Source organism: Sphingopyxis sp., assembly GCF_035944815.1.
Taxonomy (GTDB): Bacteria; Pseudomonadota; Alphaproteobacteria; order Sphingomonadales; family Sphingomonadaceae; genus Sphingopyxis.
Window position 1 is genome coordinate 252,093 of record NZ_DASZAU010000003.1, and the last position, 25,313, is coordinate 277,405.

General features: G+C 64.7%; 23 protein-coding genes and 1 pseudogene. 18 read left to right on the top strand and 6 right to left on the bottom strand.

What is annotated here, in order from left to right:
• Positions 1 to 28: 28 nt before the first annotated feature.
• The 3 genes from VGU00_RS05200 to VGU00_RS05210 all read left to right on the top strand — a co-directional run bounded on the left by VGU00_RS05200 (position 29) and on the right by VGU00_RS05210 (position 3,541).
• Positions 29 to 676: a hypothetical protein gene (locus VGU00_RS05200; RefSeq protein WP_327466202.1), complete on the top strand. Its 648-nt coding sequence runs from the start codon at positions 29 to 31 to the stop codon at positions 674 to 676.
• Positions 673 to 1,941, top strand: coding sequence for a DGQHR domain-containing protein (locus tag VGU00_RS05205; RefSeq protein WP_327466203.1), 1,269 nt, complete (start codon positions 673 to 675; stop codon positions 1,939 to 1,941). Before VGU00_RS05200 ends, VGU00_RS05205 begins: the two co-directional genes overlap by 4 nt.
• A 214-nt stretch (positions 1,942 to 2,155) precedes the next feature.
• A complete protein-coding gene (locus VGU00_RS05210; protein WP_327466205.1) occupies positions 2,156 to 3,541 on the top strand; it encodes a hypothetical protein in 1,386 nt (461 codons plus the stop codon).
• A 48-nt stretch (positions 3,542 to 3,589) separates the two neighbouring features.
• Here VGU00_RS05210 and VGU00_RS05215 read toward each other — a convergent pair whose 3' ends face one another.
• The 5 genes from VGU00_RS05215 to dndB are packed head-to-tail and all read right to left on the bottom strand — an operon-like array spanning position 3,590 to position 9,710.
• Entirely contained in the window at positions 3,590 to 4,783 is a 1,194-nt protein-coding gene (locus VGU00_RS05215; RefSeq protein WP_327466207.1) for a cysteine desulfurase family protein, read from the bottom strand.
• Positions 4,780 to 5,154: a DNA sulfur modification protein DndE gene (gene dndE / locus VGU00_RS05220; RefSeq protein ID WP_327466209.1), complete on the bottom strand. Its 375-nt coding sequence runs from the start codon at positions 5,152 to 5,154 to the stop codon at positions 4,780 to 4,782. Before dndE ends, VGU00_RS05215 begins: the two co-directional genes overlap by 4 nt.
• Positions 5,135 to 7,138, bottom strand: coding sequence for a DNA sulfur modification protein DndD (dndD, locus tag VGU00_RS05225; protein WP_327466211.1), 2,004 nt, complete (start codon positions 7,136 to 7,138; stop codon positions 5,135 to 5,137). The genes dndE and dndD overlap by 20 nt, the downstream gene beginning before the upstream one ends.
• On the bottom strand, positions 7,135 to 8,601 hold the full coding sequence (gene dndC / locus VGU00_RS05230) for a DNA phosphorothioation system sulfurtransferase DndC (protein ID WP_327466213.1): 1,467 nt from the start codon (positions 8,599 to 8,601) through the stop codon (positions 7,135 to 7,137). The genes dndD and dndC overlap by 4 nt, the downstream gene beginning before the upstream one ends.
• A complete protein-coding gene (gene dndB / locus VGU00_RS05235; RefSeq protein ID WP_327466215.1) occupies positions 8,598 to 9,710 on the bottom strand; it encodes a DNA sulfur modification protein DndB in 1,113 nt (370 codons plus the stop codon). The genes dndC and dndB overlap by 4 nt, the downstream gene beginning before the upstream one ends.
• 779 nt (positions 9,711 to 10,489) lie before the next feature.
• On the opposite strand from dndB, the gene VGU00_RS05240 reads away from it, so the two are divergent.
• Positions 10,490 to 12,556 carry a ParB/RepB/Spo0J family partition protein gene (locus VGU00_RS05240; RefSeq protein ID WP_327466217.1) on the top strand — a complete coding sequence of 689 codons (2,067 nt, stop codon included), beginning with the start codon at positions 10,490 to 10,492 and terminating at the stop codon, positions 12,554 to 12,556.
• A gap of 849 nt (positions 12,557 to 13,405) precedes the next feature.
• The gene (locus VGU00_RS05245) at positions 13,406 to 13,705 is read left to right on the top strand and encodes a DUF736 domain-containing protein (protein ID WP_327466219.1); all 300 of its coding nucleotides are present in this window, start codon (positions 13,406 to 13,408) and stop codon (positions 13,703 to 13,705) included.
• A gap of 72 nt (positions 13,706 to 13,777) precedes the next feature.
• On the opposite strand, the gene VGU00_RS05250 is transcribed toward VGU00_RS05245, so the two are convergent.
• Positions 13,778 to 14,053, bottom strand: coding sequence for an HU family DNA-binding protein (locus VGU00_RS05250; protein WP_327466221.1), 276 nt, complete (start codon positions 14,051 to 14,053; stop codon positions 13,778 to 13,780).
• 355 nt (positions 14,054 to 14,408) lie between these two features.
• Here VGU00_RS05250 and VGU00_RS05255 point away from each other — a divergent pair, with 355 nt between their 5' ends.
• The 13 genes and pseudogenes from VGU00_RS05255 (at position 14,409) to VGU00_RS05315 (ending at position 25,227) form a co-directional block, all read left to right on the top strand.
• Complete coding sequence (locus VGU00_RS05255) at positions 14,409 to 15,254, top strand: DUF932 domain-containing protein (protein WP_327466222.1); 846 nt, start codon at positions 14,409 to 14,411, stop codon at positions 15,252 to 15,254.
• Positions 15,255 to 15,467: 213 nt separating this feature from the next.
• A complete protein-coding gene (locus tag VGU00_RS05260) occupies positions 15,468 to 15,719 on the top strand; it encodes a helix-turn-helix domain-containing protein (RefSeq protein ID WP_327466224.1) in 252 nt (83 codons plus the stop codon).
• A 139-nt stretch (positions 15,720 to 15,858) separates the two neighbouring features.
• Positions 15,859 to 16,122, top strand: coding sequence for a DUF2285 domain-containing protein (locus tag VGU00_RS05265; protein WP_327466226.1), 264 nt, complete (start codon positions 15,859 to 15,861; stop codon positions 16,120 to 16,122).
• 163 nt (positions 16,123 to 16,285) lie between these two features.
• Complete coding sequence (locus VGU00_RS05270; protein WP_327466228.1) at positions 16,286 to 17,065, top strand: DUF2285 domain-containing protein; 780 nt, start codon at positions 16,286 to 16,288, stop codon at positions 17,063 to 17,065.
• 119 nt (positions 17,066 to 17,184) lie between these two features.
• Positions 17,185 to 17,451 (top strand): DNA-binding protein, encoded by a 267-nt coding sequence (locus VGU00_RS05275; protein WP_327466230.1) that lies wholly within the window; start codon positions 17,185 to 17,187, stop codon positions 17,449 to 17,451.
• Between the two features lie 5 nt (positions 17,452 to 17,456).
• Positions 17,457 to 18,350: a replication initiator protein A gene (locus tag VGU00_RS05280; RefSeq protein WP_327466232.1), complete on the top strand. Its 894-nt coding sequence runs from the start codon at positions 17,457 to 17,459 to the stop codon at positions 18,348 to 18,350.
• A 271-nt stretch (positions 18,351 to 18,621) separates the two neighbouring features.
• Positions 18,622 to 19,143, top strand: a complete 522-nt coding sequence (locus VGU00_RS05285) for a DUF2840 domain-containing protein (RefSeq protein WP_327466234.1) — start codon at positions 18,622 to 18,624, stop codon at positions 19,141 to 19,143.
• 17 nt (positions 19,144 to 19,160) lie between these two features.
• Positions 19,161 to 19,577 (top strand): annotated as a pseudogene (locus tag VGU00_RS05290) (S26 family signal peptidase); the annotation flags it as partial.
• Positions 19,578 to 19,699: 122 nt separating this feature from the next.
• Positions 19,700 to 20,032: a DUF736 domain-containing protein gene (locus VGU00_RS05295; RefSeq protein ID WP_327466236.1), complete on the top strand. Its 333-nt coding sequence runs from the start codon at positions 19,700 to 19,702 to the stop codon at positions 20,030 to 20,032.
• Positions 19,971 to 20,780: a lytic transglycosylase domain-containing protein gene (locus VGU00_RS05300; protein WP_414713506.1), complete on the top strand. Its 810-nt coding sequence runs from the start codon at positions 19,971 to 19,973 to the stop codon at positions 20,778 to 20,780. Before VGU00_RS05295 ends, VGU00_RS05300 begins: the two co-directional genes overlap by 62 nt.
• A 259-nt stretch (positions 20,781 to 21,039) precedes the next feature.
• Positions 21,040 to 22,770, top strand: coding sequence for a relaxase/mobilization nuclease domain-containing protein (locus VGU00_RS05305; RefSeq protein ID WP_327466239.1), 1,731 nt, complete (start codon positions 21,040 to 21,042; stop codon positions 22,768 to 22,770).
• A gap of 19 nt (positions 22,771 to 22,789) precedes the next feature.
• The gene (locus VGU00_RS05310; RefSeq protein WP_327466241.1) at positions 22,790 to 24,811 is read left to right on the top strand and encodes a conjugal transfer protein TraG; all 2,022 of its coding nucleotides are present in this window, start codon (positions 22,790 to 22,792) and stop codon (positions 24,809 to 24,811) included.
• Entirely contained in the window at positions 24,808 to 25,227 is a 420-nt protein-coding gene (locus VGU00_RS05315) for a CopG family transcriptional regulator (RefSeq protein ID WP_327466243.1), read from the top strand. The genes VGU00_RS05310 and VGU00_RS05315 overlap by 4 nt, the downstream gene beginning before the upstream one ends.
• Positions 25,228 to 25,313 lie beyond the last annotated feature (86 nt).

Here is a 25,313-nt window from a genome sequence, read left to right on the forward strand (position 1 = left end):
ATAGAAGAGGTGTCTGGGGGCAGCATATATGATTCGGACGATTTGGCGTTTCATCTCCGCACCATGGCGATTTCTGCTAACCCGGATGCAAAGACGGGCGGCGCGTAGGCGATTGCAATCAATTGCTCCCAACAGCTTTTCGGCGCTCGGTGCCGACCTGTGGAATCGGCTCACGACGCCGTTGCTGAACTTCACCTATTGGACGCATTTGCTGATTGGCGTGTGTTTCTATGGCGCCATTGGTGTTTGGACAGAGGTGCTTCGACGCTTTCTGCTCGGTGCCGAGGAAGGGAACGGCAACGTCCTGCTTGCCATGCACACCTTCTACCCGGCCATCATCGGCGCAACTGCCATGCAGATCATGCTCAACAAGGACGCGCAAACGTACATGCGATCCTTTGGGCAATTGGTCAGCACCGTTTTCTTCATAATGGCAGCCGTGTGCATTCTGGCCGCAACGAACATAGGTGAGAGCCTGTCCTTCCGCCTCGCCGGGATCGGGATTTCAGCGGCGATTCTGTTTTGGTGGACCGCAAACGCGCTCGATGAAGGCCTCAAGGATGTCGATCCAGCAAATGCAACGGGCGGTCCGCTACCTCCTGAGAGCGAACGCATTGCCGACTTTCCCACTGGCGATGCACCTGTCGAAACAGCGATGGGGGCGGTGAAACTATGAACGCTCAACCCAACTCAGAACCTTTCCTGGTCACACGCGCGCTCAGGGTCGTGCAGCCGCTTGGCGTCTATTTTGTCGCCGTTCTGCCCGCTCGCGCCTTGCTCGACGTCGCGTTCACCGACCTCACCAGCGCTCACGCGCGCAGCGATGGGCGAGGCTACGACATCGATGGGACACAACGCTTCCGCCAGGACAAACGCCTCGACGAGATCGCCGCCTTCTTGAAACGCGGTGATGCCGCCATCCCCAATTCCATCATCTTGGCCGCCAATTATCGTCAAGAAGACGGCCGGATTGAGGAGGACGAGGAGCTCGATGATGACAATGGCGACACTTCCGAAGCATCGCCGCCTAGCCGGCGCTGGACGATCGTCGAGCGTGACGATGGATGTTACGATCTGACTATCCCGACCCGCAGCAAGCTTGCCGCGGTAATCGACGGCCAGCACCGCCTGTTCGCCTTTGCCAGGGTCTCGAATGAAACGTCCGATCCGCTCAGCATGGACCTGCTGTGTTCGATCTACATGGACCTGCCAAAGCCTTATCAGGCCAGCCTCTTCGCCACCGTCAATTCGACGCAGAAGCGTGTCGACAAGAGCCTGACCTACGAACTGTTCGGCTACAACGTAGAAGAAGAGCCCCGCGATGCGTGGACCCCCGACAAGCTGGCGGTCTACATGACACGTCTCCTCGGGACGGATGCAGAATCGCCACTGCGCGGTCGCATTCTCATCGCGCCCGAAAAGGATCGTGAATTGCGCAATCTTGCGGAAGAGGGCGACTGGCGCGTCTCGACTGCAATTGTCGTCGAAGGTTTGCTGAAACTGTTCTCAGCCAACCCGAAGCGCGACAGCAACACTATGGCGGCAGGTTCTCGGCCAAACCGCAGTTTGTTGGAGATCGGCCGCGACAAATCACCGCTTCGCTCGCTGTATATCGCCGCCACGCAAGACGACGTGATCTACCGCGTTGCGCGGAATTTTCTGGTCGCATGTGACGCCGTGTTTTGGGAAAAGCGCGCGAAGGGATCTTTCATCGTCCGGACCGTAGGCGTCCAGGCACTGTTCGACGTACTTCGTCATATAGCCGGAAAGGTGATGACCGAGGGCGATGCCAGCGTCGATCGTCTCACCGCCATTCTCGAACGCGCGAAGGATGCCGATTTCTCCGAGGACCGCTTTCGCAACGCCTCCGGATCAGGTCGCACGATTATCCGCCGAGAGATCGAGGAGCGAATCGGCGAAGACTATTTCCCTCACAAATAACGCAATCATCTCAGTGATATGCCGCTCTAATTGACACGGCCTTGCCGTTGTGCATGCTAAAGGCTGATCTCCGGATGGAGATCAAGTCCCGGATGGGACGCAGTTGAAACCGCCTGGTGAGGCTGGTTGGTAGGTAAAGCGACTTCCGCGGGCCATGCCCGTGGTGCCTGTGCCGTCCTGGCCAGTCTCTCGTTGGCCAAACGAGAGATGAAAAATGCAAGACAATTCCCTTATCGTTCGTATCCATGACGCGAGCCAGCAAAGCTACGGCTTGAACAAGCTCGTGGGCAATGTCGGTCTCCCGGCCTTCGTCGATCTCATCACCATCGCAGACTTGGACGCAAACCCGCGCCAGGCGAAGAAGAGCGCGGTGACCGAGGACATCGAGGAAAGCCTCGAAACCGAAGCCGACATCTTTCACTTCATGACCAAGGGCGTTCTCGTCGGCGCACGCCGGGTCGAGGCGCTGGAGCGCGACCGCTATCGCATCACCTTCGAAGACCCTCAGCTCGAGGGGATTCTGGATGGCGGCCACAACACCTTCGCCAATGGGCGCTATATCGTCCGCACACTGCTCGATGACGGCGAGGCCATCGCCAAGAAGATCCGCCGCTGGGACGATCTGCGTGCGGTGTGGGATCAGCATCGCGACGTCATTGAAGAGCGTAAGAAGGATCTTCCGGACGTGCGCATTCCGATCGAGGTCATTTTCCCCGGCACCGGCGACGGTGCGGAGGAATACTTCCAAGAGAAAATCCTGCGGATCAACGCGGCGCGCAACAACAACGCCCAGCTCACCGAGGAGACGAAGACCAACAAGCGGGGTGGGTATGACGAGATCAAGGCGAACCTCGATCCCGAAATCGAAGCCGACATCGAATGGAAGGCGAACGCCGGCGGTCGGCTCAAGGCACGCGATCTGATCGCGCTGTCGTTGATCCCGTTGTCCGTCCTGCCCGACGACCTTCCCACGGCAGCCGTTCGGAAGAACCCCACGATCATCTTCTCGCAGAAGGGCCAGTGTGTCGCTCTGTTTGATGATCTGCTGGAAGCCGAAGGCATCGCGGAGTCGGTCAAGGGTGATATTGTCGAAATCACGCACCCGGGTGTGAAGAGCGCGCTGAAGATGATGCGCGATATTCCGCGCCTCTATGACCTCGTCTATTCCCGTCTTCCTGAGGCCTACAACAAGGTCAGCTCGCGCTTCGGCGGCATGAGCTGCGTCCGCCTCTGGAACGGCGCGGAAAAGCACCGGGAGAACAAGAAGAAGTACCTCGCCAAGCCCAGCTCGACCAAGTTCTATCAGAAGGAGGTCGAGTACGACTATCCGGATGGCTTCATCTATCCGATCGTGTTCGCGCTGTCGGCCCTGATGGAATTCAAGGATGGCGAGCTGGTCTGGAAGACCAATCCCGAGGCCTTCATCCACGCCAACCTGGAGAAGGTGATGCGGACCTACTGGACCATCATTCAGGGGCAGGGATACGATCCGGCGAAGGTTGGCAAGGCGACGGGTGCTTACGCCCTCGTTCAGACGCTGTTCGAAAGTGCCCTGAACGAGGATCTGATCGCCAAGCTCAAGGCGACCAACCAGCTCTGATCCTCAAGCCAGTCTGAGAAGGCGGCGCCGGCGACGGCGCCGCCTTTTTCATGCCGAACGCCTCATGCCCTGCAACGCGCTCGCAGCCTCTGTAATCTCATCTGCGGCCAGATCGATCATCTCGGTTGTCGTGCTCCGCCCCGGGGCGATCCGAAATGCCTGTCGCGCCCGTGCCGTATCGCCGTGAAGTGCGATCAGCACATGGCTGGTTTCCACCTTGTCGGTCGCGCAAGCGCTGGAAGCCGACAGGCTCACCACCTCACGCAGCCGGCGAAGCAGGGCCAATGGCTCGACGCCTTCGATGCTCAGGGAAAGCATAGGCAGGCGCTGGTCGGGATGCCCATTGAGTTCGACGCCGGCCAGCGCGATCCGAAGCCGATCGAGCAATCTGTCACACAGCGCACGCAACCGCTTCTGCTCGGCGTTCGCCGTCCGCTTCGCAATGGCGGCAGCTTCGCCGAAGCCAACGATCAGCGGAACGTTGAGCGTGCCCGGACGCAGCCCACGCTCCTGTCCGCCGCCGAGCAACAACGGGGAAAGACGCACCCGCGGCCGCCGGGACCGAACATAGAGCGCGCCAATCCCTTTCGGCCCATAGAGTTTGTGAGCCGATAGGCTGGCGAGGTGGATACTGTCGCGCTCGACATCGACGGTCCCAGTCGCAAGCGCTTGGGCGAGGTCGCTATGAAAAGGAATCCCGCGCTCGGCGCAGAGCCCGCCGATTTCCTGCAACGGCTGCAGCGTTCCGATCTCATTGTTCGCGCCCATGATCGATACCAAGCCCGTTTCCGACGTCAGGCTGGCCTCGATCTGGCCTGGGTCGACGCGACCATCGCCATCCACCGGCAGTACGGTGACTTGCCAACCTTGTTTCGCGAGCGCGCGTGCCGGTTCAAGCACCGCCGGATGCTCAATCGCGCTAGTCACCAAATGATGCCTTTCGGGATTCGCCTCAGCGAAACCCAGAATGGCGAGATTGTTCGATTCCGTGCAGCTTCCCGTAAAGATGATCTCGGCAGGGCGTGCGCCGATAAGCGCCGCGACCTGTTCACGGGCACGCTCGACCGCTTGCGCTGCCTCATTTCCGTGGCCGTGTTCCACGGACGCCGGATTGCCGAAACGCTCGGTGAAATAGGGGAGCATGGCATCGAGCACGGCGGGATCGAGCGGCGTCGTCGCGTTGTGATCGAGATAGATCGGTGCGGCCGCACGCTGAGCAGCCGCAAGGGTAGAAGTCGTCATGCCGCTTCGGCAACGAGGCGCGCCAGGTCGGCGGGTGTTCGCGCGCGCACGGACAATGTGCCGACGCCACGATGAATATGAGCGCGGAAACGGTCGAGAAGCTGATCGTCGTTCAGCGGCTCGCTGGTCGTCGGCGTCTCGACGAAGCGGACCAGCGCGCCCAGGAGCGAATTGAAATCGCCGGTCAAGGTATAGGCATTCAGCTCTTTGCCCTCTTGATCGGGAATGGGGCCATCGCCGATCGGCCCATCTTCCAGCGACACCATCGCCGCAATCCGGCACAGGAGGTTCGGCGTGAGCCCGGTGCGCTGTTGAAGCGACCGCAGCTTACTGGTCGCATCGACCGACAGATTAAGCTTGTTGAAGCGCACGCTGCGGCTCCTCGCCTTCGGAATCATTGAAATAGCCGTCGAGCACATGCGTCCCGCCTGCCTCGCCGTCATACTCTAGGCGGTAGCAGTGGCTGATGCTTGGCTTCAGCGCGGCGTAAAGGTCACTGCCGATCTCGCTATCCGTCGAGAGAATGATCACTTGGTGGCTCGCAGCGGGAAAATAGCGTTCGACCAGGTTCGCGCGATGCTCAAGATCGAGACGGCCGAGCGGCGTGTCGATGATCATTGGCAACGCCCGTCCGCTCGTGCGCGCCAGCGCCCAAAGCATGGCGGTTGCATAGACTTGCTTCTCGCCAGCGGACAGTTCGGCCTTGGCAATCTCGCGGCCGTCGCGCGCGATCAGGTGTGTCTCGAACGTCGCCGCGTCGATCCGAATGTCTGAGACGAAATCCGGCTTGCGCAGCAGATGCCGGAAGCAACGGAGGAATTCTCGTGAGAGCTGATCGACCTTGTGAGCCAAGAGCCGGGCTTCGTATGCGGAAAGAGCATTGGCGACCCGAGCGGCCAAGGCCGAACGATCACGGCTGCTCGCCGTGGATGCCTGCGCTTCCAGCAATCGGCGCCGCTGACGGTCAAGATTGACCGCCTGAATGCGAAGCTGTCGCAGTTCCTCATCAGCCGTGGCAAGCCGGTTCTCAAGCGCGCCCAATCGACCGCTTGCCTCCTCGATCTCCTTTAGCAGGGGCGTGGTCACATCCTCGTTGGCGCGTGCGAGGCTCTCATCGATTTCTCGCAGTTCCTGCGTCAGAACTTCGAGTTCGCGGGCCAAAGACCGGACTTGCGGCCTCACACGATTTTCGACTTCGGCGAGCCTGGAGTCCGCGCCGGCAACATCGCCAACCTCGCGCAGGACAGCCTCATGTTCGCCGTCCACGCCGACAATTCCGGAAAAGAATGATTTGAGGTCGGTGAGGTGGTCGGCGCTCCAATGCGCGGCCTGCGTGGATCGATCGTTCAACCATGCGGCCAACGAGGTTTCGAGAGACAGGATAGCCGCAGCCGGAAGTGACTGGCTGGACGACGCCAGGATTTTCCTGAAGCGTGCCACGAGCTTTGGCGCGGCCGCAAAGGGCAGAAGACCGTTGGCGAGTTCCTTGAGTTCGGTTTCGCCTCGCGCGATCTGACGCCGAACATCCTCGCGACGTTTCTCAATCGCGTCCCGCCGGAGAGCAACTTCGCCGCCTTCCGCAGAGAAGCGACGCCTGAGCGTATCGACGCTGCGAGCCTGGCCTTCTCGCTGGCTCCGCAGATCCGCCAAGGCGTCAACGCGGTCGCCCATCTCTCGCTCATTCTGGGCAACTTCGCGAAGCACTGATTCCAGCTCCGCAGCCACGTTCGCATCGTCGCTTCGACCGTGGCGCGCGAGGTATAGTCCAAGGTCAGTACGAAGTCGGCCGACCAAATCAATCCCGAGGAGGCTGCGCATGGCGGCTGCCACGCCGTCATCCTTATCGCCCTCGGCGATGCTGGCGATCTTCTCGCCGTCGAAGAAGAAGAGCTGCGACACACCGGGCGGAATCAGCTCCTGAAGAAAATGCGCCCACTCCTCGCGCGGGACCGACGTGACGGGCGCACCATCCTTGTCGAGCGACAGGGATTCGGTGACTTTCCCCCGCCTGGACGTCCATTCACGTCGAATCCGGTAATGATGGACGACGCCGGCCTCGGCGTAGTCAAATTCGAGTCCGACTGCGGCGCAATCGGCGCCCATCGACCGCGACCGAGCATTGATATGCCCGTCGAGATAGGCGTCATATTCTGTTTGGGCCACTCGGGCTCCCAGCGCGCGCCGACCATAAAGCGCTAGTCGGACCGCCTCCAGAAGCGTGGTTTTGCCCGCACCATTCTTGCCGCCGAACAGGACAATCGGTCGCCGCGACTTGCCGTGTCGCGGCGCCAGGTCGATCGTCTGTCGTCCAGCGTAGAGGCCGAAATCTTCCAGTGAAATCGTTCTAAGGATCATAGCTCGTCCTCGTCCGCGGGCTCGAGGTCGAGCATCAGATCTTCTTCAACTGCGTCCGTAAGGCCAAGCGTCTTGCGCCGCTCGGCCACGAGCACATCGACGTCACGCCACTCTTGCCGCAGCGCGTCCTCGATCCGGGTGTGGACGGCGTGACGCCGCTTCAGGCCATGCGCTGCCCGTTCGATATCGACCAGCTTGACGACAAGTTCGGTCGGCACGTCATGCTCGCGGCAGACTTGGTCGAGCAATGCTCCATCTTCAATTGTGAACGTGGCCGCATCCTCGAAAACCCAGTCAAGATCGCGTCCGAGCACTTCGCGCACGATCCGCGGCACCGAGTCCTCCCAATCACCGCGCTCCATCCGCCATAGCCGGCGAATTTCATGCAGTTCGCTATCGAGGATGAGCAGGGGCGCCTCGCCGAAAGGCGCCTCCTTCTGGATGCGGACCTGCACCTCCAGCAGACGGCGCAGCAGCGTCTTGCAGAAGTCGAGCAGATACGGCCCCGGCATCGGCCGATCGGTGTCGCCGATGAAGCTGACCGAACCGTTCTTTCGGCGGAAATCGCGAAACTCGCGCTTGCGCGCGGGATCTTGCGTCTCCGAGAGCATGTCGCGGAAGTCGAGCAGCGGTTCCAGCCAGTCTTCGCCGGAATCGATCATCGCCTCCATGGCGCGATCGCGCTCGACCACCGTGCAGACCCAGCAGCCGAACCGCGAATTGCCGCAAGATGGCGTACTCTTGTCGACGACGAGCGGACATTCCCCGGCTTGGGCATTGCGATACATCGCGACGAGGTCGCGGTTATCGTTGCCCCAGGGATTCTCGACCTGGAGGAGGAAATCCCAGATGTCATCGGTCGAAAAATCTTTGACCGGGGCATAGACGAACGCATTGAGCAGGGACGAATGCCGCGAGAGCTTCGAGCCCTTGATCTTATGAAGCGACATGACCTGAGCCCGTGTGGCGGACTCTTGCGAGCGCACGCCAAGCACCATGACCACTTCGCCAAATTCGGCGACGCGGCTCTTGATAAAGTCGTTGGCGGGCTCGATTTTGAGCCGCTCGGTACACCAACGAAATCGACGCGATGGGGCTGGATAGCCGCGGCCGATCAGATTGACCCAGAAAGTCCGTTCTGTCGTCGGAGTCACCTTATGGGCCGAGATCGGCAGGCCTTGCCGCCGCGCCGCCGTCTCAATGTTTTCTAGCGATTTCTCGATATAGTTCGTGATGACGGGTGTTTCGACGAGCGTGTCTGAGCTGATCACATAGACGGGCTTGGATCGCTGGTCGGCAGGAAGGTCGGCCAATGCAAGCCAGACCAGTTGCAGGGTTGCTGTCGAATCCTTGCCACCGCTGTAACCGATCACCCAAGGACGTTGATCGCTCAGATAGATTTCGCGAACTTCATCGAGCAGCGTTTCGAGCCGGTTCGGCTGCGATGCAAAGCCGCCCCTCATGCGACCTTCACCTTTGCCGTCGCGGGCGCTCCGCGTATTGCCCGCTCAAGCGCATCCCCTTCGTCGCTCAGCGTAAGCCCAAGCGCCTCACACAGTACGTTGCTGACGAGAAGGACATTGTTCTTTGCACGGTTGACCTTGCCGCCAATGAGCGCACGGCCTTCCCAAAGCGCCGTATTGGCGCGAGACCAATCCACCTCGCGCAGCCCCTTGAGGCGCTTTTCCCAATCGCGCGGGTGTGCCGCGACGAGCCGATTGCCCGCATTGGCGATCGCTTGGACGGCAACGCCATGGGCGTGGATGTAGTCGCGACGCAATTCCGCAGCGGCGACATCGCGTGAGGCGACGCGCTGCCAATCAGGCATGTTGGTTATGACCGCGCCCCAGAAGCGAATGGCCAGGGCTTCATCGTCAGCCTCGATCTTCCCGCTTCGGCTTTTCCCGATCAGCTCTGCAGTCGCCTGGTGGATGGAACTCAGCGTGAACAGCTTGAGCGATCGGTTGGAGATGCTCGTTTTCTCAAGATCGGTGAAATCTCGAAACAGCGGAACAGCATCCACGACCGTGCGCGACAGTTTCGCCAAGGCGTCGCGATGATTGTAAAGCAAGCGGATCGAAGCCGTGGGTCGCACCGCATGCATGTTCAGATCGGCGAACATCTGCTGGCTGCGCTGAAGGCCGCCATCAGCAAAGACGACCACCGAGATGGTCTCGTCGCCCATGTGTGGCCGATCCTTGATGGCTTCCTCGATCGCTGCGCGCCGATGCTGCCCGTCGTTGATCAGGATTGTAGCCGACATGCCGATCTTGAGTCGGCCCACCGATTTCAAGGAGCCTTCGTCTCCGGCAGGCTCGAAGACGATTTCGCCATCCACGCAAGCGCAAAGCGAGGACAGGATATACTCGGTAGGATGCTCCGTGATGTATCGCGCGATGGCTGGAACCCTTGCGCGGTTCAGCGTTCGCTGCGCCCTGAGCGGCGCGGGAATTGCCTCGTCATCGAAACGAAAAATGCGCGGGACCAGCTTCAACGGCACCATGATCACGAAGTAGGCCGACCCGGCCTGAACACCTCGAATGGCGGTGAATTCGTAGCAGTTTGCTTCCACAGCGACCCCTTTTCCTCGCTGCGGAAGTTAGTCGGATTGATCGTGGAAGTCAATTAAATGGCGCTGGAAGTTTGTTGAGAATCAGCACCTCATTTGTCGGCAATATGCGATCATCGGCGGCGGCGCCATCATGAAAAGGCCGGTCTGTCATTTTTCGCGCCGGGTCGAGCGGAAGGGGCTGAACCGTTTTTGGTCATCATGAGTAACCGGATGGGGGAAAGCCTTCCCCTGAGCGCCCGTCCGCGGTCTGGCGCTACCCCTTCTGCGGGGACACCCCGCAACGCCCCAACAGATGAGCGCGGACGGCCGATGAGCGCACACTGCCGGCGGCAGGGCCGCCGGTCAGGGGTCGCACTCTTTTGTTTTCCCGCGCAGCACTCTTCCTCTGCCCGGAGGGGCCGGCGCCGGCTGGCCCACAGGCCCGCGCGCACGCCGCCGTCCCGGCCGGTCGCCGCAAGGGTGCGATATGGTCAGTGCCGCTGGCGCGGGCGGCGTATCCACGCCGATCCGTAAATCCGCATTGGCGGATTTGTGGCTTTTCGCATGTGCGGAGATCGGGCCAAGGCTGACGCCGGCCCGATCGCGCTGAGGTCGGCACTCCCGTGATGGGGTGGGCGACGCTTCCCTCTAGGCTCGCCGCGCCGGGCCGCAACGTGCTTTGCACGTCCTCCACGCTGTTTCGGCCCTGCGGGTGCGGTCCGGCTCCTTCGGCGGGCCTGCCAGTCGCTTCTTCGCCGCCCACCCCATTCCGGGGTGCGTGTGTTGCAAGGAGAAGTGTGATGAACGCTGTTACCGAAACCGTCGCCGCCGAGCCCGTGACCGGCGTCGAAATCTTCCTGCCGCTCGCAAAGCTCAAGAAGTCCCCGTGCAACGCGCGCAAGGTGCCGCACGGCGAGGCCGCTATCGAGGCGCTGGCCGCTTCCATCGCGCATAAGGGGCTGATCCAGAACCTTGTCGTCGAACCCGAGGTTCGCGAGGACGGGACGCCGACCGGTCACTATCTTGTCACCGCTGGCGAAGGCCGCAGGCTGGCGCTCTTGCTCTGCGCCAAGCGCAAGCAGGTGAAGAAAAGCCATGGCGTGCGCTGCTGGCTGGATACGGCGAACGATCCTTCCGAAATCAGTCTGGACGAAAACGTCACCCGTACCCCCATGCATCCCGCCGACCAGTTCGAGCGGTTTCAGGAGCTTTCCGAAAGTCGGGGCTGGGGCGCGGAAGAGATCGGCGCGCGGTTCGGCGTGTCGGCGCATGTCGTCAAGCAGCGGCTGCGTCTCGGTGCAGTTTCGCCCAAGCTGTTGCAGGTCTATCGCGACGATGGCCTGACACTGGACCAGTTGATGGCCTTCGCCATCGTCGAGGACCACGCCCGGCAGGAGCAGGTTTTCGAGAACCTGCACCACAACCGCGAACCGTGGATCATCCGGCGCGACCTGACCGCCGCCAATGTCCCCGCGACCGACCGGCGCGCGGTGTTCGTCGGAGCCGACGCCTATGTCGAGGCGGGCGGCAGCGTCATCCGCGACCTGTTCAGCGAGGATCGCGGCGGCTTCTTCGAGGATGCAGGCTTGCTCGACATGCTCACCATCGAGAAGCTGCGCGAGGTGGCGGGCACGGTGCAGGCCGAGGGCTGGAAATGGGCCGAGGCGCATATCGACTTCCCCCATGCCCATGGGATGCGGCGTGTCTATCCCCAGCCGGTCGCGCTGTCGGACGAGGACGAGGCCCGGCTTGACGCGGCATCGGCCGAGTACGACCAGCTAGTCGAGGGTTATGACGATTTCGCGGAAATGCCCGAGGACATGGCGGCGAAGGTCGAGGCGCTGGACGCCGAGCTCGATGCGATCAGCGCCAGGCGGTCCGCCTATGATCCGCAGATCGTGGGGCATGGTGGGGCCTTCGTCGTGCTGAACCATGACGGTGCGGTACGGATCGAGCGTGGCTTCATCCGGCTTGAGGACGAGGCGCTGGCCTTCGCGCAGCCGGAGAGCGATGCCGACGATGCGGGCGAACCGGTCGCCTCCGAACCCGAAACCGAGGAAGATGGCGACGAAGCCATCGAGCCGGTCGAGGAAGACGAGGAGCTGGGCAAGCCGATTTCCGACAGCCTGACCCGCGACCTGTCCGCGCACCGCACGCTCGCCCTGCGCGTGGCCTTGGCCGAGCAGTCCGACATGGCGCTGATCGCGCTGACCCACACGCTGACCGCGCAGCTGTTCTACACCTATCAGGAAGCCGGTTGCCTTGAGGTTCGTCCGACCGTCACCCCGTTGTGCAGTCACGCCGAGGGGATCGAGGATACGCCCTTGGCGGTGCAGGCGAGTGCGGCGCACGACGCATGGGCCGAGCGGATGCCGCGCGATGTGTCTGACCTCTGGACCTTCGTCGTGATGTTGGACGCTGACAACAGGCTGGCCTTGCTCGCGCATTGCGCTGCATCGACCGTGAATGCCCTGCGTCTGCCGTGGGATCGCAAGCCCCGGTCGCTGCAAACGGCGGATAGGCTGGCGAGCGCGCTGGCGCTGGACATGGCGAAGGACTGGACCCCGACCGTGGGGAGCTACTTTGGCCGCGTGACCAAGGCGCATATCCTTGCCGCCGTAGCCGATGGCGTGTCGGAGGATGCGGCCCGCCGGATCGCCGACATGAAGAAGACCGACATGGCGCAGACCGCCGAGCAGCTTCTTGCCGGAACCGGATGGCTGCCCACGATCCTGCGCACGGACGCTTCCGAAGTCGCTACATCCGAAAACGATCAATCGGAGCAGGGCGAGCAGTCGGCCGAAGCGGAGGCCCCCCATACCGGAGCGCAGGACGACGAGGCGTACTACTCGGTCGCCGCCGAATAGGCGGCTCTCGGCCGGGGCCGCGCAAGCGGTCCCGGTATTCCGCCCATCTTGACGGGAAAAATTTCGGCCGCGCCTGCGGGCGCGGCCGACTTAGCGTGGCGATCAAGAAGGCAGATTATGGCTGCGCCCGCCGCTGGGTGGGCGGCCTAACCAGTTCTGGCGATCCCCACCAGATACGCCGGGTATCGCATCCACGCCGCCTGGCCTCCGCCGCCAACGGCCCAGATCGCAGCGCGCCTTCACCGCCGCCGATGGCTATCGTCTGGCCTATGCGCACCTCATGCTGTCCGATCCTGATCGTTCGGCGCGTCTCGTCCCAGCGCGCCTGCGGACTCGGAAGGACGAGCAAGGTCTTCTGGGAACCGTTGCGCATATAGAAGCAGTGTCCCTCTCGGGTCAGTTCGCCGCCTGACAGAGCTTGCATGAAGGCCGTCTGGCCCGAGGCATCATAGAGCAGCAAGGGCGACTGGGTTGCCGCGGCAACCGGCGCGGCGCGATCTTAGGATAGCCGGGCAGAGATGAACCGGAATTGAGCCGCTCGTTCCGGTCGGCGTCGTCGCCCTCAACGCAGCCGGTCGATCCCTTGCTATCGAGCCAGGCCCAATCGGCCTCTCATCAGGCTGTCTTGCCGAAGCCGATCGTCTGCCCGCAAGGACGTCGGGACGGCTTTTTCCGCCGCGCGCGAGCGCGCTTTGCATCGCGAAGCAAAAAACCGCCCGCCGCCCCCCTCCACATGCGTTCCGGCCGCCAGCCCGTTCCGGACAGCGGTGCGGGGACGATCGTGCCTCGGCCCACGACGCGCCATCGAGGCCGCGATGGGCGTGGCCCGAACGAATAGGAGATTACGACATGGCCACCATCGGCACCTTCACCGCCAACGCCAAGGGCGAGTTCACCGGCACGATCAAGACCCTGACGATCAATGCGAAGGCGCTGTTCCGCCCGGTCGCAAAGGACAACGACAAGTCGCCCGACTTCCGGGTCCACGTCGCCGATCTGGAAATCGGCGCGGCCTGGAAGAAGACCAGTCGCGAAGGCCGCGATTACGTCTCGGTCAAGCTGGACGACCCGAGCTTCGTCGGTCCGGTCTACGCCACCCTCACCGAGACCGACACCGCCGGCGACTACGCGCTCATCTGGTCGCGCTGATCCTCGCGGCGCCCTGCCTCACCGGCAGGGCGCCGTTTCCGTTGCTTTCCAAGAATGGCTGGGCGGCTGCGTTTAGCCGTTCAGCTTGTCTTTCACCGCCTTGGCGGGGGTGAAGGCGAGTTTCTTCGATGCTTTGATCGTCATCGCTTCGCCCGTCGCCGGATTGCGGCCCTCGCGCGCGGGGCTGTCCTTCACCTTGAACTTACCGAAACCATTGAGCGACACCTCCTCGCCCTTGGCGGCCGCGTCGCCGATCGCGGCGAAGACCGCGTCGACCAGTTTCTTGGCATCGCCCTTCGAGACGCCATGCGCGGCGGCAAGTTGTTCGGCGAGATCGCTGTCGTTCATCTTCATCCTTCCGGCTTCACAGGATCCGCACATTCTTGCGTCTTTGCTATTTGCGAGTCGATCGCAGCTATCGCCAATCGGAATGCGGCGATCAAGCGGGCTTGATCAGAGTTGCATGTGGGGCGCCGCGTGCGCGGTGCGGCCGCTAAGGGCGTTGCCCTCGCGCCGGCCAAGGGAAGCTGCGCCGTCCGGGCCGGTCTCCCCAGCCTTCCTTCGCTGCGCATTCGTGCAGGCCGGGTGATCCCCCTCCGGCCCGGTCGCCCTTGTCCGTTGCTACCCCAGTCTCGCCGACGGGCAGGGTTTCAGCGCGGCGCTTCCCGCTGCGCGGAAACCCAGACCCAAGGAAGGCAAAGCCATGAGCATCCACCATCTCGCCACCCGGTTCGGCCGAAATGCCCATCAGATCAGCGGCCGGGAGCCGCTCGACAACGAGGCGCTCTATCGCCACGTCCCATCCATCTTCGCCCGCGAGGCGCACGACAGCCGGTCGGAGCGTTACGTCTATGTGCCCACCATCGACATCGTCGAAGGGCTGCGCCGCGAAGGCTGGTTCCCGTTCTTCGCCGTCCAGTCGGTCCCGCGCGATGGTTCGCGGCATGGCCACGCCAAGCACATGCTGCGCCTGCGCCGGGACGAGGGCATCGGCAAGGCCGAGGCGGCCGAGGTCATCATCGTCAACAGCCATGACGGGACGAGCGCCTATCAGATGTTCGCGGGAATGCTGCGCTTCGTCTGCACCAATTCCATGATTGCGGGCGAGCGGTTCGAGGAAGTCCGCGTGCCGCACAAGGGCAATATCGAGCATGACATCATCGAGGGCGTTTATACCGTCGCCGAGGATTTCCCCCGGTTGATCGACGCCAGCGAGGGCATGAAGGCGACCCGGCTTTCCGAGGACGAGCGCCGGTTGCTCGGCGAGGTGAGCTTGGTTGCGCGCTATGGCGAGGACGAAAGCCCGCTGCGCCCGGAGCAGATCATCGAGCCGCGCCGCCGCGAGGACATGGGCGACAGCCTATGGAACACCTTCAACGTCATTCAGGAGAACGTCATTCGCGGCGGACTCCACGGCCGCAAGCGCAATGCCGAAGGCCGTATCCGCCGCAGCCAGACCCGCGCCATTAACGGCATCGACCAGAATGTGACGCTCAATCGCGCGCTTTGGACCTTGGCCGAAGGCATGCAGCGCTTGAAAACCGCCTGATCTGACGCAGCCGCAGGGCCGGAAGTCCGGCCCTGCGGTTCAATATTTCGCGCCGATCCTTGCAGCAGATCGGCGACGGCCGCGCGGCCGCCGAAAAACGCTCGCTCGCCGGGCATTCGCCCGGCTCGCGATACAGATATTTCAATTCCCCCAAGACGACTATAATAGTCGTTTTCATGGCGTATAGCGCTCGGCTTGTGGACGTGGTCGTGCATGATCACTTCCCGCCAGGTGCGGGCCGCACGTGCACTTCTCGGTTGGACACAGGAGATGCTTGCAGACAAGGCCCTCGTTGCTCTGACGGCGCTCAAGCGTCTGGAATCGGAGAACGAACTGCCTGTGCGCGAAGATACGCGGCATCAGGTGGCGAAGGCGCTGGAAGCAGCGGGAATCGTCTTTCTCGATTCGGATCGCGGCCAAGGCGTGCTGCTGGTGCGCAATTCGCGGCGCGAGCAGCGCAAGTAACGGGCGGTAAGGCGCGTTCGGCTATGCGCATATCGTCCGGCCACCATAGCAAAGACGGTGCGATTACTTCGATCCATTATGGTGTATATTCCATGAATCAGCGCGTGCAGGGGGCAATGGCTGAAGGCGGAGCGAGGCGATGGCGATAGGCGCTTTCGAGGATCGCGCTCCCGACGCGCCACACGTCACCGACTATGACGAGCGCCATCACCGCACTTATTGGCGATTGCTCGATGCCGCTGCCGAGAAAGCCGATTGGCGCGAGGCCGTGCGGATCATCTTCGGCATCGACCCCGCCGCCGAGCCCGACCGTGCGCGCCTCGTCTACAAGACCCACCTCGCCCGCGCGCGGTGGATGTCCGAGACCGGATATCGCCACTATCTGCGCCCGTCCGGCACCTAGCAGCTATACCTTCCGGCGGGGCGACCCTCCGTAAACCCCTGCCAGAACGCTGGCTTCAATCCGCTATGCGGCTGCCCGCTCGGCAGGGCTTCTCGGTACCGGCGGGCTTGAGAACATCTTCCAACGCACTCCGCGAAAAAGAGCCATGCTTGGGAGGGTTACGATGCCGCCTGAGAAGGATTGGCGCGCGCCCCTGGATGAGGCCGGGGACGACGCGCTCGCATATTCAGACATCGCCATCGGCTACGTCAGCCGCAACGACCGTTATCGCGCCCACTACCGCCGCGCCCTCGGGCGCGTGAAGCGCGGCGTCATCTCCGCCGACGAAGCCACCGCCCGCTTGGTCCGGCGCTGGGGCATCAGCTTTCACGCGGCGCCGATATCGGCGTTCGATCCCAAGCTCGCGGTGGCGCGGCTCGACCTCTCGCCAACTAGCATTGTCCTGGCGCCGCCTGTGGACGGCATGGGCGTGACGCAGCGCTTCGACATGAAGATGCTGGGCGCTGTCCGCGCCCGCATGAAGATCGGCAACCTCCTGCATCTCATCCTCGCCGACCGCGAAGGGGACGAACATCTCTGGGTGTCCGGCGGACTCGACCGGCCGCTAGCGATGATGCTGCCGATCGGTGCCGATCCCTTCGCGGGCCTCGCATCGGCCGAACGCTTCTGCCGCCGGCTGCTCGGCATGGCGGCTGGCCCATCGGCGCTGCGCCCAACCCCGTTTCGCCGCCAGCATCTCCTCACGCTGCTCCAGCTTCTCGACGGCCATCGCGCGGGCGCCAGTCAGCGCGAGCTGGCCGCTTCGCTGATCCATCCGAAGGTCCGCCGCTACGATCCTACCGAATGGAGCGACAGCGCCGAGCGCAAGTGCATCCGACGCTGGCTGAAGGAAGCCGTCGAATTGCGCGACGGCGGTTACATCCGGCTGCTGCGCGGCGGCTGAGGGGGACATTTCCGACCCTCCACCGATGTCCCCTACTCGGCAAGTGCGCAGGTTCGCCATCATCGCCTCCTGTCCGCCGGTGCCGCTTTTCGGGGCCGGCCGCCACCAGGAGGATCATCATGGTCGAGGCCGCAGCCGCCACAACGCCACGCTATCTCAAGACGCCGGACGCGGCGATCCATCTCGGCCTGTCGGCCCGCACGCTGGAGAAGCATCGCTGCTTCGGCACCGGCCCGGTGTTCCGCAGGCTCGGCGGCCGCATCGTCTATGCGATCGACGACCTCGACGCCTGGGCCGCGCTCGGCACGCGCCGTTCGACCTCCGATCCCGGCACCGGCGTCGTGCATCCCGCCAAGCGCCTGCCCACCGATTGCGTGCGCCGCTGACTTCGATGCGCCACGCCCGCTCCCTTTCCGGCACGTCCAGCGCCGAGCGCACGCAGCTTGAGCTGTTCCGCTCGGTCCCCGGCGATCTCGCGCCGCGCGACGCGCAGGACTTGATGGCCTGGCCGTTCTTCAGCCTCGCCAAGAGCAAGCGAGGCACACCGATCGAGTTCCGCATGGGCGCGACATGGATCTCGGTCGAGGCCGTGCCCGAGCATGGCATGGCGACTATTTGGGACGCCGACGTGCTGATCTGGGCGGCGAGCCAACTCATCGAAGCGCGCGACGCCGGGCGGCCGACCTCGCGCCTGATGGTGACGACGCCGCACGAGATACTGGCGTTCACCCGGCGTGGCACCGGCAAGGCGAGCTACGAGCGGCTGAAGGCCGCGCTCGACCGGCTGCAATCTACTACGGTCGCCACCTCGATCCGGCAGCAGCACCAGCGCCGGCGCCATCGGTTCTCGTGGATCAACGAGTGGCGCGAGCTGGCGGACGGCAATGGCCGCGCGCTCGGCATCGAGCTGATCCTTCCCGACTGGTTCTATGCCGGCGTCCTCGACCGCGCGCTCGTGCTGACCATCGACCGCGCTTACTTCGACCTGACCGGCGGCCTCGAACGCTGGCTCTACCGTATCGTGCGCAAGCATGGCGGGCGCCAGCAGGGCGGCTGGAGCTTCGACGTTCCGCACCTTCACCTGAAGTCCGGCGTGCTCTCGCCGCTGCGCCGGTTCGCCTTCGAGCTGCGCGGCATCGTCGCGCGCCAATCGCTGCCCGGCTACGTCCTCACGCTCGAACATGCACTTGGCCGCGACCGCCTGAACTTCGCTCCTGTCCCGCCCGATCCGTTCGATGCCGCCATGCGCCGCGTCGGCCTCAAGCCTGTGGAGAACTGGCCATGAGGTTCGGACTATCGGGAACGGTCGGACTCGGACCATCGGGAACGCCGGGCACGGACTATCGGGAACGCGCGGGCCTCGCAAAGCCGCAGAAATCCTTGGCGAATCGCACGCCCCCTAACAGTGCTAATAGATTCGAATCCTTCGGATTCTTGCTAACGCCGCGCGCCGCTGTGGACAGCGCCGTGCCGTGCGCTGCGTCGGCGCCCGGCCAGCGGACATCCGACCGGCATCACGCGCCAACCGGCCTGACCCCAATCCCAGGAGCTTCCCAATGATCGACGACCGGCCCCCCGCCGTGCGCGGTGGCGGCGCGTTCAGCGCGCACGCCCGCGGCGGCCTCACCCATGTCGAGCTGACCTGGATCGAGAAGAAGCTGGAGCACTGGATACGCTTCGGCCGGATCGCCCAAGACCGCATCCTGACGCGGCGCACCCGCGTCGTCGGCTTCCGGCCGGGCGCTGTCTTCGCGTTCGTGCGCTGGGCGTCGAACGACTTCGGCACGATCATCTCGCGCATCGACGTGGTGCGTGCGGTCGCCACCAACGAAGCCTACACGACATTGCCGTTCGTGCGGCCGGGCGGGGACATCCTGCTCAAGATCGAGGGCTGGCCGAAGGTCCAGCAGGTGCTCGCGGCGATCGACGCGGTGGAAGCGGCCGGCGTCGATCCCTGCGACGCCGCCCCCGATCACTGGCGGCACGTCCACAACCGTATCGCCGCCGGCCATCAGCCGCGGCTCTACACACCCGAGCGCCATTGCTCCTGGCTCAAGCGCCGGGAGATCGAGGGATGACGCGCCGCCGCTATGTCATGGCGACCGCCATCGCCGCGTCCGCCTTTGCGGCCTCGTTCGTCGCCATCGCGGTCGCCGATCCGTTCCCGCGACTCATCTGGAACGCCAGCGCGAGCGCGCCCATCGGGCTCTACCGCATCCGTCCCGACCGCGATCCGCCAACCGGAGCGCTGGTCGCCGTCGCGCCGCCAGCACCACTCGCGCGCTGGATGGCCGGACGCGGCTACCTGCCCGAGGGCGTGCCGCTGCTAAAGCATGTCGCGGCAAAGGCCGAGCAGCGCGTCTGCCGGATCGGCAATGAGCTGAGCGTCGATGCGCGGCCTGTCGCCGTCGCCCTCGTGCACGACCGCTTCGGCCGTCCGCTGCCCGTCTGGCAGGGCTGCCGCACGCTTGGCGCGGGCGAACTGCTGCTGCTCAACCCTGCCTATCCCGACAGTCTGGACGGCCGCTACTTCGGCGCGCTGCCGGCATCGGCCGTCATAGGACGCGCGACGCCGCTGCATCTGCGCGCGCCGTCCACACCGCTTTCACCCCCCCGAAGCAGAGGAGATCGACCATGCCGACCAACATCTTTGAATCCAGCGCGGACGGTTATGCCGGCCGTATCCGGCTGTTCGGTATCAACGAGGCGATCGTGCTGGTCGCGCTCGAACCGAGCGACGCCGAGAACGCGCCCGACTACCGCATCCACCTCGATGACGAGGACGGCCCCGAAGTCGGGGGCGCCTGGAAGCGAGTCGGCGAGCGGGCCGGCGACTACATCGCGTTGGAGATCGACAGCCCGATTTTCCCGTCGCCGTTCCGGCCGGTGCTGTTCCGTGCTGACGATGATGGGCGAACGCTGCGGCTGTCGTGGAAACGGCCTCGGCCGCGCGAAGACCGGAGCTGATCCGGTGTCCCGGCGTCTCCGATCACCGCGTGGCCGGGCGGTCGCGCTGGCGCTGCTCGCGATTGCCGCGAGCGCGCCGGTCCCGATCGTTTCCGCACCCGCCCACGCGCAATCCGCCGCCCCATCCAGCGACAAGGGCGTCGCGCGGCATGTCGGTGATGCGGCGCGGCGGTTCGGCATCCCGGAAGCCTGGATATGGGCGGTGATGCGCGTCGAGAGCAACGGCGATGTCCGTGCGGTCTCGACGGCCGGGGCGATGGGCCTGATGCAGATCATGCCCGCGACCTGGGCCAATCTGCGCGCCCGGTATCGGCTCGGTTCAGACCCGTTCGACGTGCGCGACAACATCATGGCGGGCGCGGCCTATCTGCGCGAGATGCACGACCGCTACGGCAACGCGACCGCCATGCTGGCCGCCTACAATGCGGGGCCGGGCCGCTACGACGAGCATCTGTCACGCGGGCGCCCGCTGCCCGCCGAGACGCGCGCCTATCTCACAAAGCTGGCGTCGATCACGGGCGGTTCGGACGACATCCAGCTTGCCGCCGCGCCGCCTTCCGATCCGTTCGCCTGGCGTCTCGCTGCGCTGTTTGCGGTGCGTTCGGGCGCAGCTTCGGCCACGGACAACGACGCCGCCGACATTCCGCCCGAGCATCCTGCGCCCGACCGCTCTACCGTTTCGATGAATGCCGTGACGCCGCCCTCGGCTGGCCTGTTCGTCCCCGTTTCCGGCCGGTCTCCGCCATGAGCGGCTCTCGCGCACCCTGGCGGGTCTTGTCGCAGCCTTTCGCAGCGCCGGAAGCGGGAAGGCTTCGGGTTTTGCAGGGGAAGGGGCGAGGGCAAGATAAAGGGCGGCAATGTGCGAAGCCATTTTGCCCCGGTCGTGGCCTTGATTCTCAAGGCTTTTGGGCATTGCTGCGCAATGTGTGCGGAAATCCCGCACTGTGCTGCGCCGGGCGAACGTCAGCCGCCATAAGGGCTTTCCGCACTGTGCGGAGCGAGGCGCCATGAGCGGCGACGATGATTTCCGCATCCGGCCTGGCCGCATCCGCTCGCGCGGCGGGCAGCGCGCGCTGCCGATCATCGTCCAGGCGCTCGCCGCCGCGCAGCGCGCCGGAGGCCATGTCTCGCGCCGGGGCCGGATCATCGCGCCGGGCCGCTCGACCTTCGGGCGCGGCCGCGTCGCCAGCCTGCGCGCCACCCACCGGCTCGGGCACCACTCGCGCCAGGTGATCGTCAAGGCGCGCGTAGTTCGGCACGGCGGGCGCGCATCGCTCGCGGCGCACCTCAACTATCTGCAACGCGATGGCGTCACCCGCGACGGCGAGCGAGGCGTCCTGTTCGGCGCAGACGCCGAGGGCCTCGACCGCAACGCCTTCGCGGCGACGTGTGAGGACGACCGGCACCATTTCCGCTTCATCGTCTCGCCCGAGGACGCGGCCGACATGGGCGACCTCAAGGGCTTCACCCGCGAGCTGATGGCGCGGATGGAAACGGATCTCGGCACCCGGCTCGACTGGCGCGCGGTCGAGCACTGGAACACCGACAATCCCCACGTCCACATCATCGTGCGCGGCGTCGGCGAGGACGGGCAGAACCTCGTCATCTCGCGCGACTATATCGGGGAGGGGATGCGCGCCGTCGCCCGCGAAACCGTCACCCGCGAACTAGGGCTGCGCAGCGATCTTGAGATTCGCCAGTCGCTGGAGCGGCAGGTCGAAGCCGAACGCTGGACCGAGATTGACCGCGACCTGTCGCGCACCATCCGGCGCGACGGGATGATCGACATGGCACCCGAGCCCGGCGTGCGGCCCGACGGCGATCATGTGCTGAGGATGGGGCGGCTGCGCAAGCTGGAGCGGCTCGGGCTCGCCAGCGAGATCGCGCCCGGACAATGGACGCTAGCCGGCGACGCGCAGGCGGCGTTGCGCGAGCTGGGCGAACGCGACGACATCATCAAGCGGATGCACCAGGCGATGACGACACGCGGCATCGACCGCGGGGCCGCCAGCTATGTCCTCGACCCCGATCCCGCCCAGCCCGTTATCGGCCGGCTGGTCGACCGCGGCTTGCACGACGAGCTGACCTGCAGCGCCTATGCAATCGTGGACGGGATCGACGGACGGACCCACCACGTCCAGCTTCCCGACATCGAGGCGACCGGCGATTGCAAGCCCGGCGCGATCGTCGAGCTGCGCCGCTTCGAGGATCGCAAGGGCCGCCAGCGGGTGGCGCTCGCCGTGCGCTCCGACATCGACCTGTCCGCGCAGGTCCGCGCGCCGGGAGCCACCTGGCTCGACCGCCGCAACCTCGCGAGCGATGGCCGCGATCTCGGCGGCGGGTTCGGGATCGAGGTGCGCGCGGCGATGGAAGCGCGCGCCGAGCATCTCGCCGACGAGGGGCTGGCGCGGCGGCAGGGCCAGCGCATAATCTTCGCGCGGGGCTTGCTCGACACGCTGCGCCGGCGAGAGCTGGACGCGGCGGCCGATAAGCTGTCGGCCGAGATCGGCCTGCCGCACACGCCGTCCAAGGCGGGCGAATATGTCGCCGGCACGGTTCGCCAGCGCCTGACGCTCGCCTCGGGCCGCTTCGCCATGATCGACGATGGGCTGGGATTCCAGCTCGTGCCCTGGTCGCCCTCTATCGATCGCCAGATCGGCAAGCACATCTCCGGCGTCATGCGCGCGGGCGGTGGCGTCGACTGGTCGTTCGGGCGCGGCCGCGGCCTCGGCCTCTGACCACCAAAGGAGACAGACCATGTCCGCGACCAAGATTTTGTGGGGCCAGATCATCGTGGTCTTCACCATCATCCTCACGACGGTCTGGGCCGCGACGCAGTGGACGGCCGCGGCGCTCGCCTACCAGCCCGAGCTTGGGCCGCCTTGGTTCGTGGCGTTCGGCTGGCGCGTCTATCCGCCGCCGGCCTTCTTCTGGTGGTGGTTCTCGTTCGACGCCTATGCGCCCGAGATATTCCAGACCGGCGCGTTCATCGCGGTGTCGGGCGGGTTCGCTGCGATCGTCGTCGCCATCGGCATGTCGGTGTGGCGGGCGCGCGAGCTGAAGAACGCACAGACCTATGGCTCGGCGCGCTGGGCGGAACGGGGCGAGATCGACGCTGCCCGGCTGCTCGGAACGAACGGCGTCATGCTCGGTCGGTTCGGACGCGACTATCTGCGGCACGATGGCCCCGAGCATGTGCTGTGCTTCGCGCCGACCCGTAGCGGCAAGGGCGTCGGCCTGGTGATCCCGACGCTTCTGACCTGGCCCGGCTCCGCCATCGTGCATGACATCAAAGGCGAGAACTGGCAGCTCACCGCCGGCTTCCGCGCCCGCCATGCCCGCGTGCTGCTGTTCGATCCGACCAACACGGCGTCGGCCGCCTACAATCCGCTGCTCGAAATCCGCAAGGGGGCCTGGGAAGTGCGCGACGTGCAGAACGTCGCCGACGTACTCGTGGACCCGGAGGGCTCGCTGGAGAAACGCAACCACTGGGAAAAGACCTCCCATGCGCTGCTGGTCGGCGCGATCCTCCATATTCTCTATGCCGGTGAGGACAAGACGCTGGCGGGCGTCGCCGCCTTCCTGTCGGACCCGCGCCAGCCCATCGAATCCACGCTGCGCACAATGATGACCACACCACACCTGGGCGAGGCCGGCGTCCACCCCGTCGTCGCCTCGGCCGCGCGCGAGCTGCTCAACAAATCGGACAATGAGCGATCCGGCGTGCTCAGCACCGCCATGTCGTTTCTGGGATTGTATCGTGACCCAGTGGTCGCGCAGGTCACGCGCACCTGTCAGTGGCGCATCGCGGATCTCGTAGAAGGCGAACGGCCGGTCACGCTCTATCTCGTCGTGCCGCCGTCCGACATCTCGCGCACCAAGCCGCTCATCCGCCTGATCCTCAACCAGATCGGGCGGCGGCTGACCGAGGATTTGCAGGCGCGGCAATCCCGCCATCGGATGCTCCTTATGCTCGATGAGTTCCCGGCGCTGGGACGGCTCGACTTCTTCGAGAGCGCGCTGGCCTTCATGGCGGGATACGGCATCCAGAGCTTCCTTATCGCGCAATCGCTCAATCAGATCGAGAAGGCTTACGGGCCGAACAACGCCATCCTCGACAACTGCCATGTGCGGGTGTCGTTCGCCACCAACGACGAGCGCACCGCCAAACGCATCTCGGACGCGCTCGGCACCGCGACCGAAATGCGGGCGATGAAGAACTATGCCGGGCATCGCCTGTCACCCTGGCTGGGTCACTTGATGGTGTCGCGTTCCGAGACCGCTCGGCAGCTCCTCACCCCCGGCGAGATCATGCAGCTCCCGCCCGACGACGAGATCGTCATGGTCGCGGGCATCCCGCCAATCCGCGCGAAGAAGGTCCGCTACTACAAGGACTGGCGATTCACCGAGCGGGTGCTGCCGCCGCCGGACGTGAAGGACGGAGCAGGAAAGCCGCGGCCCGACGACTGGAGCGGATTGCCGCCGATCGCGGCCCCACCGGAACCGCCGGCGCAATCGCAGCCTCCGAAAAAGAAGAAGGGTGGAAAGAAGAAAGCCGGTGCCGAGGGCGAAGCTGACAATGCCGACCTGCGTCGCGAGCCGGAGATGGAGCGCCATGTCGACATCGCGCCGCCGCCCAAGCCCGCGCCCGCCAACGAGTTCGAACTGGACGAGCCGGAGGCTGATACGGACACGACGCGGCAGGCAGCGGTGCGCCGCCGGATGCAGGATGTCGCGCGGCGGGCATCTCTCGATCCGGGCGACGGGATCGAGCTATGAGCACCAAGACGCCGTTCTCGGTCTATCTCGACCCGGAGCTGATGAACGCGCTCGCGGCCTATGCCGACCGGCGAAGTAAATCGCGCTCCCTGGTCGCCGAGGCCGCCATCGCGTCGTTCCTCTCGCCCGATGCCGACGAGCAGCGCGAGGCGGCCATCGCCAAGCGGCTCGACCGACTGGATCGCCGCACGACCCGTCTCGAGCGCGATGTCGGCATCAGCGTCGAGATGATCGCGCTGTTCGTCCGCTTCTGGCTGTCGAACACGCCGCCGCCGCCCGAAGTGGAGCGCACCGCGATGCGCCGCCAGGGCGGTGATCGCTACGACGCCTTCATGGAGGCGCTGGGCCGCCGACTCGCGAAAGGCCCGAAGGTCCGGCAGGAGATCGGCGAAGACTTGCCGCCCCAAGAAGAGTGAGCCGCCTACGCTGCTCCCTGTCTTTCTTCGCCAGACTACGACGCCCGCATTTACTTGTTGAATCCCGGCCTTTGCTGTCTCTCTTG

Coding starts and splice junctions, on each gene's coding strand:
- VGU00_RS05250 (WP_327466221.1), bottom strand. CDS start 14,053: ATGAACGACAGCGATCTCGCCGAACAACTTGCCGCCGCGCATGGCGTC.
- VGU00_RS05255 (WP_327466222.1), top strand. CDS start 14,409: ATGAGCATCCACCATCTCGCCACCCGGTTCGGCCGAAATGCCCATCAG.
- VGU00_RS05210 (WP_327466205.1), top strand. CDS start 2,156: ATGCAAGACAATTCCCTTATCGTTCGTATCCATGACGCGAGCCAGCAA.
- VGU00_RS05240 (WP_327466217.1), top strand. CDS start 10,490: ATGAACGCTGTTACCGAAACCGTCGCCGCCGAGCCCGTGACCGGCGTC.
- VGU00_RS05260 (WP_327466224.1), top strand. CDS start 15,468: ATGATCACTTCCCGCCAGGTGCGGGCCGCACGTGCACTTCTCGGTTGG.
- VGU00_RS05200 (WP_327466202.1), top strand. CDS start 29: ATGATTCGGACGATTTGGCGTTTCATCTCCGCACCATGGCGATTTCTG.
- VGU00_RS05280 (WP_327466232.1), top strand. CDS start 17,457: ATGCGCCACGCCCGCTCCCTTTCCGGCACGTCCAGCGCCGAGCGCACG.
- VGU00_RS05305 (WP_327466239.1), top strand. CDS start 21,040: ATGAGCGGCGACGATGATTTCCGCATCCGGCCTGGCCGCATCCGCTCG.
- dndC (WP_327466213.1), bottom strand. CDS start 8,601: ATGAGGGGCGGCTTTGCATCGCAGCCGAACCGGCTCGAAACGCTGCTC.
- dndD (WP_327466211.1), bottom strand. CDS start 7,138: ATGATCCTTAGAACGATTTCACTGGAAGATTTCGGCCTCTACGCTGGA.
- VGU00_RS05300 (WP_414713506.1), top strand. CDS start 19,971: ATGATGGGCGAACGCTGCGGCTGTCGTGGAAACGGCCTCGGCCGCGCG.
- VGU00_RS05270 (WP_327466228.1), top strand. CDS start 16,286: ATGCCGCCTGAGAAGGATTGGCGCGCGCCCCTGGATGAGGCCGGGGAC.
- VGU00_RS05275 (WP_327466230.1), top strand. CDS start 17,185: ATGGTCGAGGCCGCAGCCGCCACAACGCCACGCTATCTCAAGACGCCG.
- VGU00_RS05205 (WP_327466203.1), top strand. CDS start 673: ATGAACGCTCAACCCAACTCAGAACCTTTCCTGGTCACACGCGCGCTC.
- VGU00_RS05285 (WP_327466234.1), top strand. CDS start 18,622: ATGATCGACGACCGGCCCCCCGCCGTGCGCGGTGGCGGCGCGTTCAGC.
- VGU00_RS05310 (WP_327466241.1), top strand. CDS start 22,790: ATGTCCGCGACCAAGATTTTGTGGGGCCAGATCATCGTGGTCTTCACC.
- VGU00_RS05245 (WP_327466219.1), top strand. CDS start 13,406: ATGGCCACCATCGGCACCTTCACCGCCAACGCCAAGGGCGAGTTCACC.
- VGU00_RS05295 (WP_327466236.1), top strand. CDS start 19,700: ATGCCGACCAACATCTTTGAATCCAGCGCGGACGGTTATGCCGGCCGT.
- VGU00_RS05215 (WP_327466207.1), bottom strand. CDS start 4,783: ATGACGACTTCTACCCTTGCGGCTGCTCAGCGTGCGGCCGCACCGATC.
- VGU00_RS05315 (WP_327466243.1), top strand. CDS start 24,808: ATGAGCACCAAGACGCCGTTCTCGGTCTATCTCGACCCGGAGCTGATG.
- VGU00_RS05265 (WP_327466226.1), top strand. CDS start 15,859: ATGGCGATAGGCGCTTTCGAGGATCGCGCTCCCGACGCGCCACACGTC.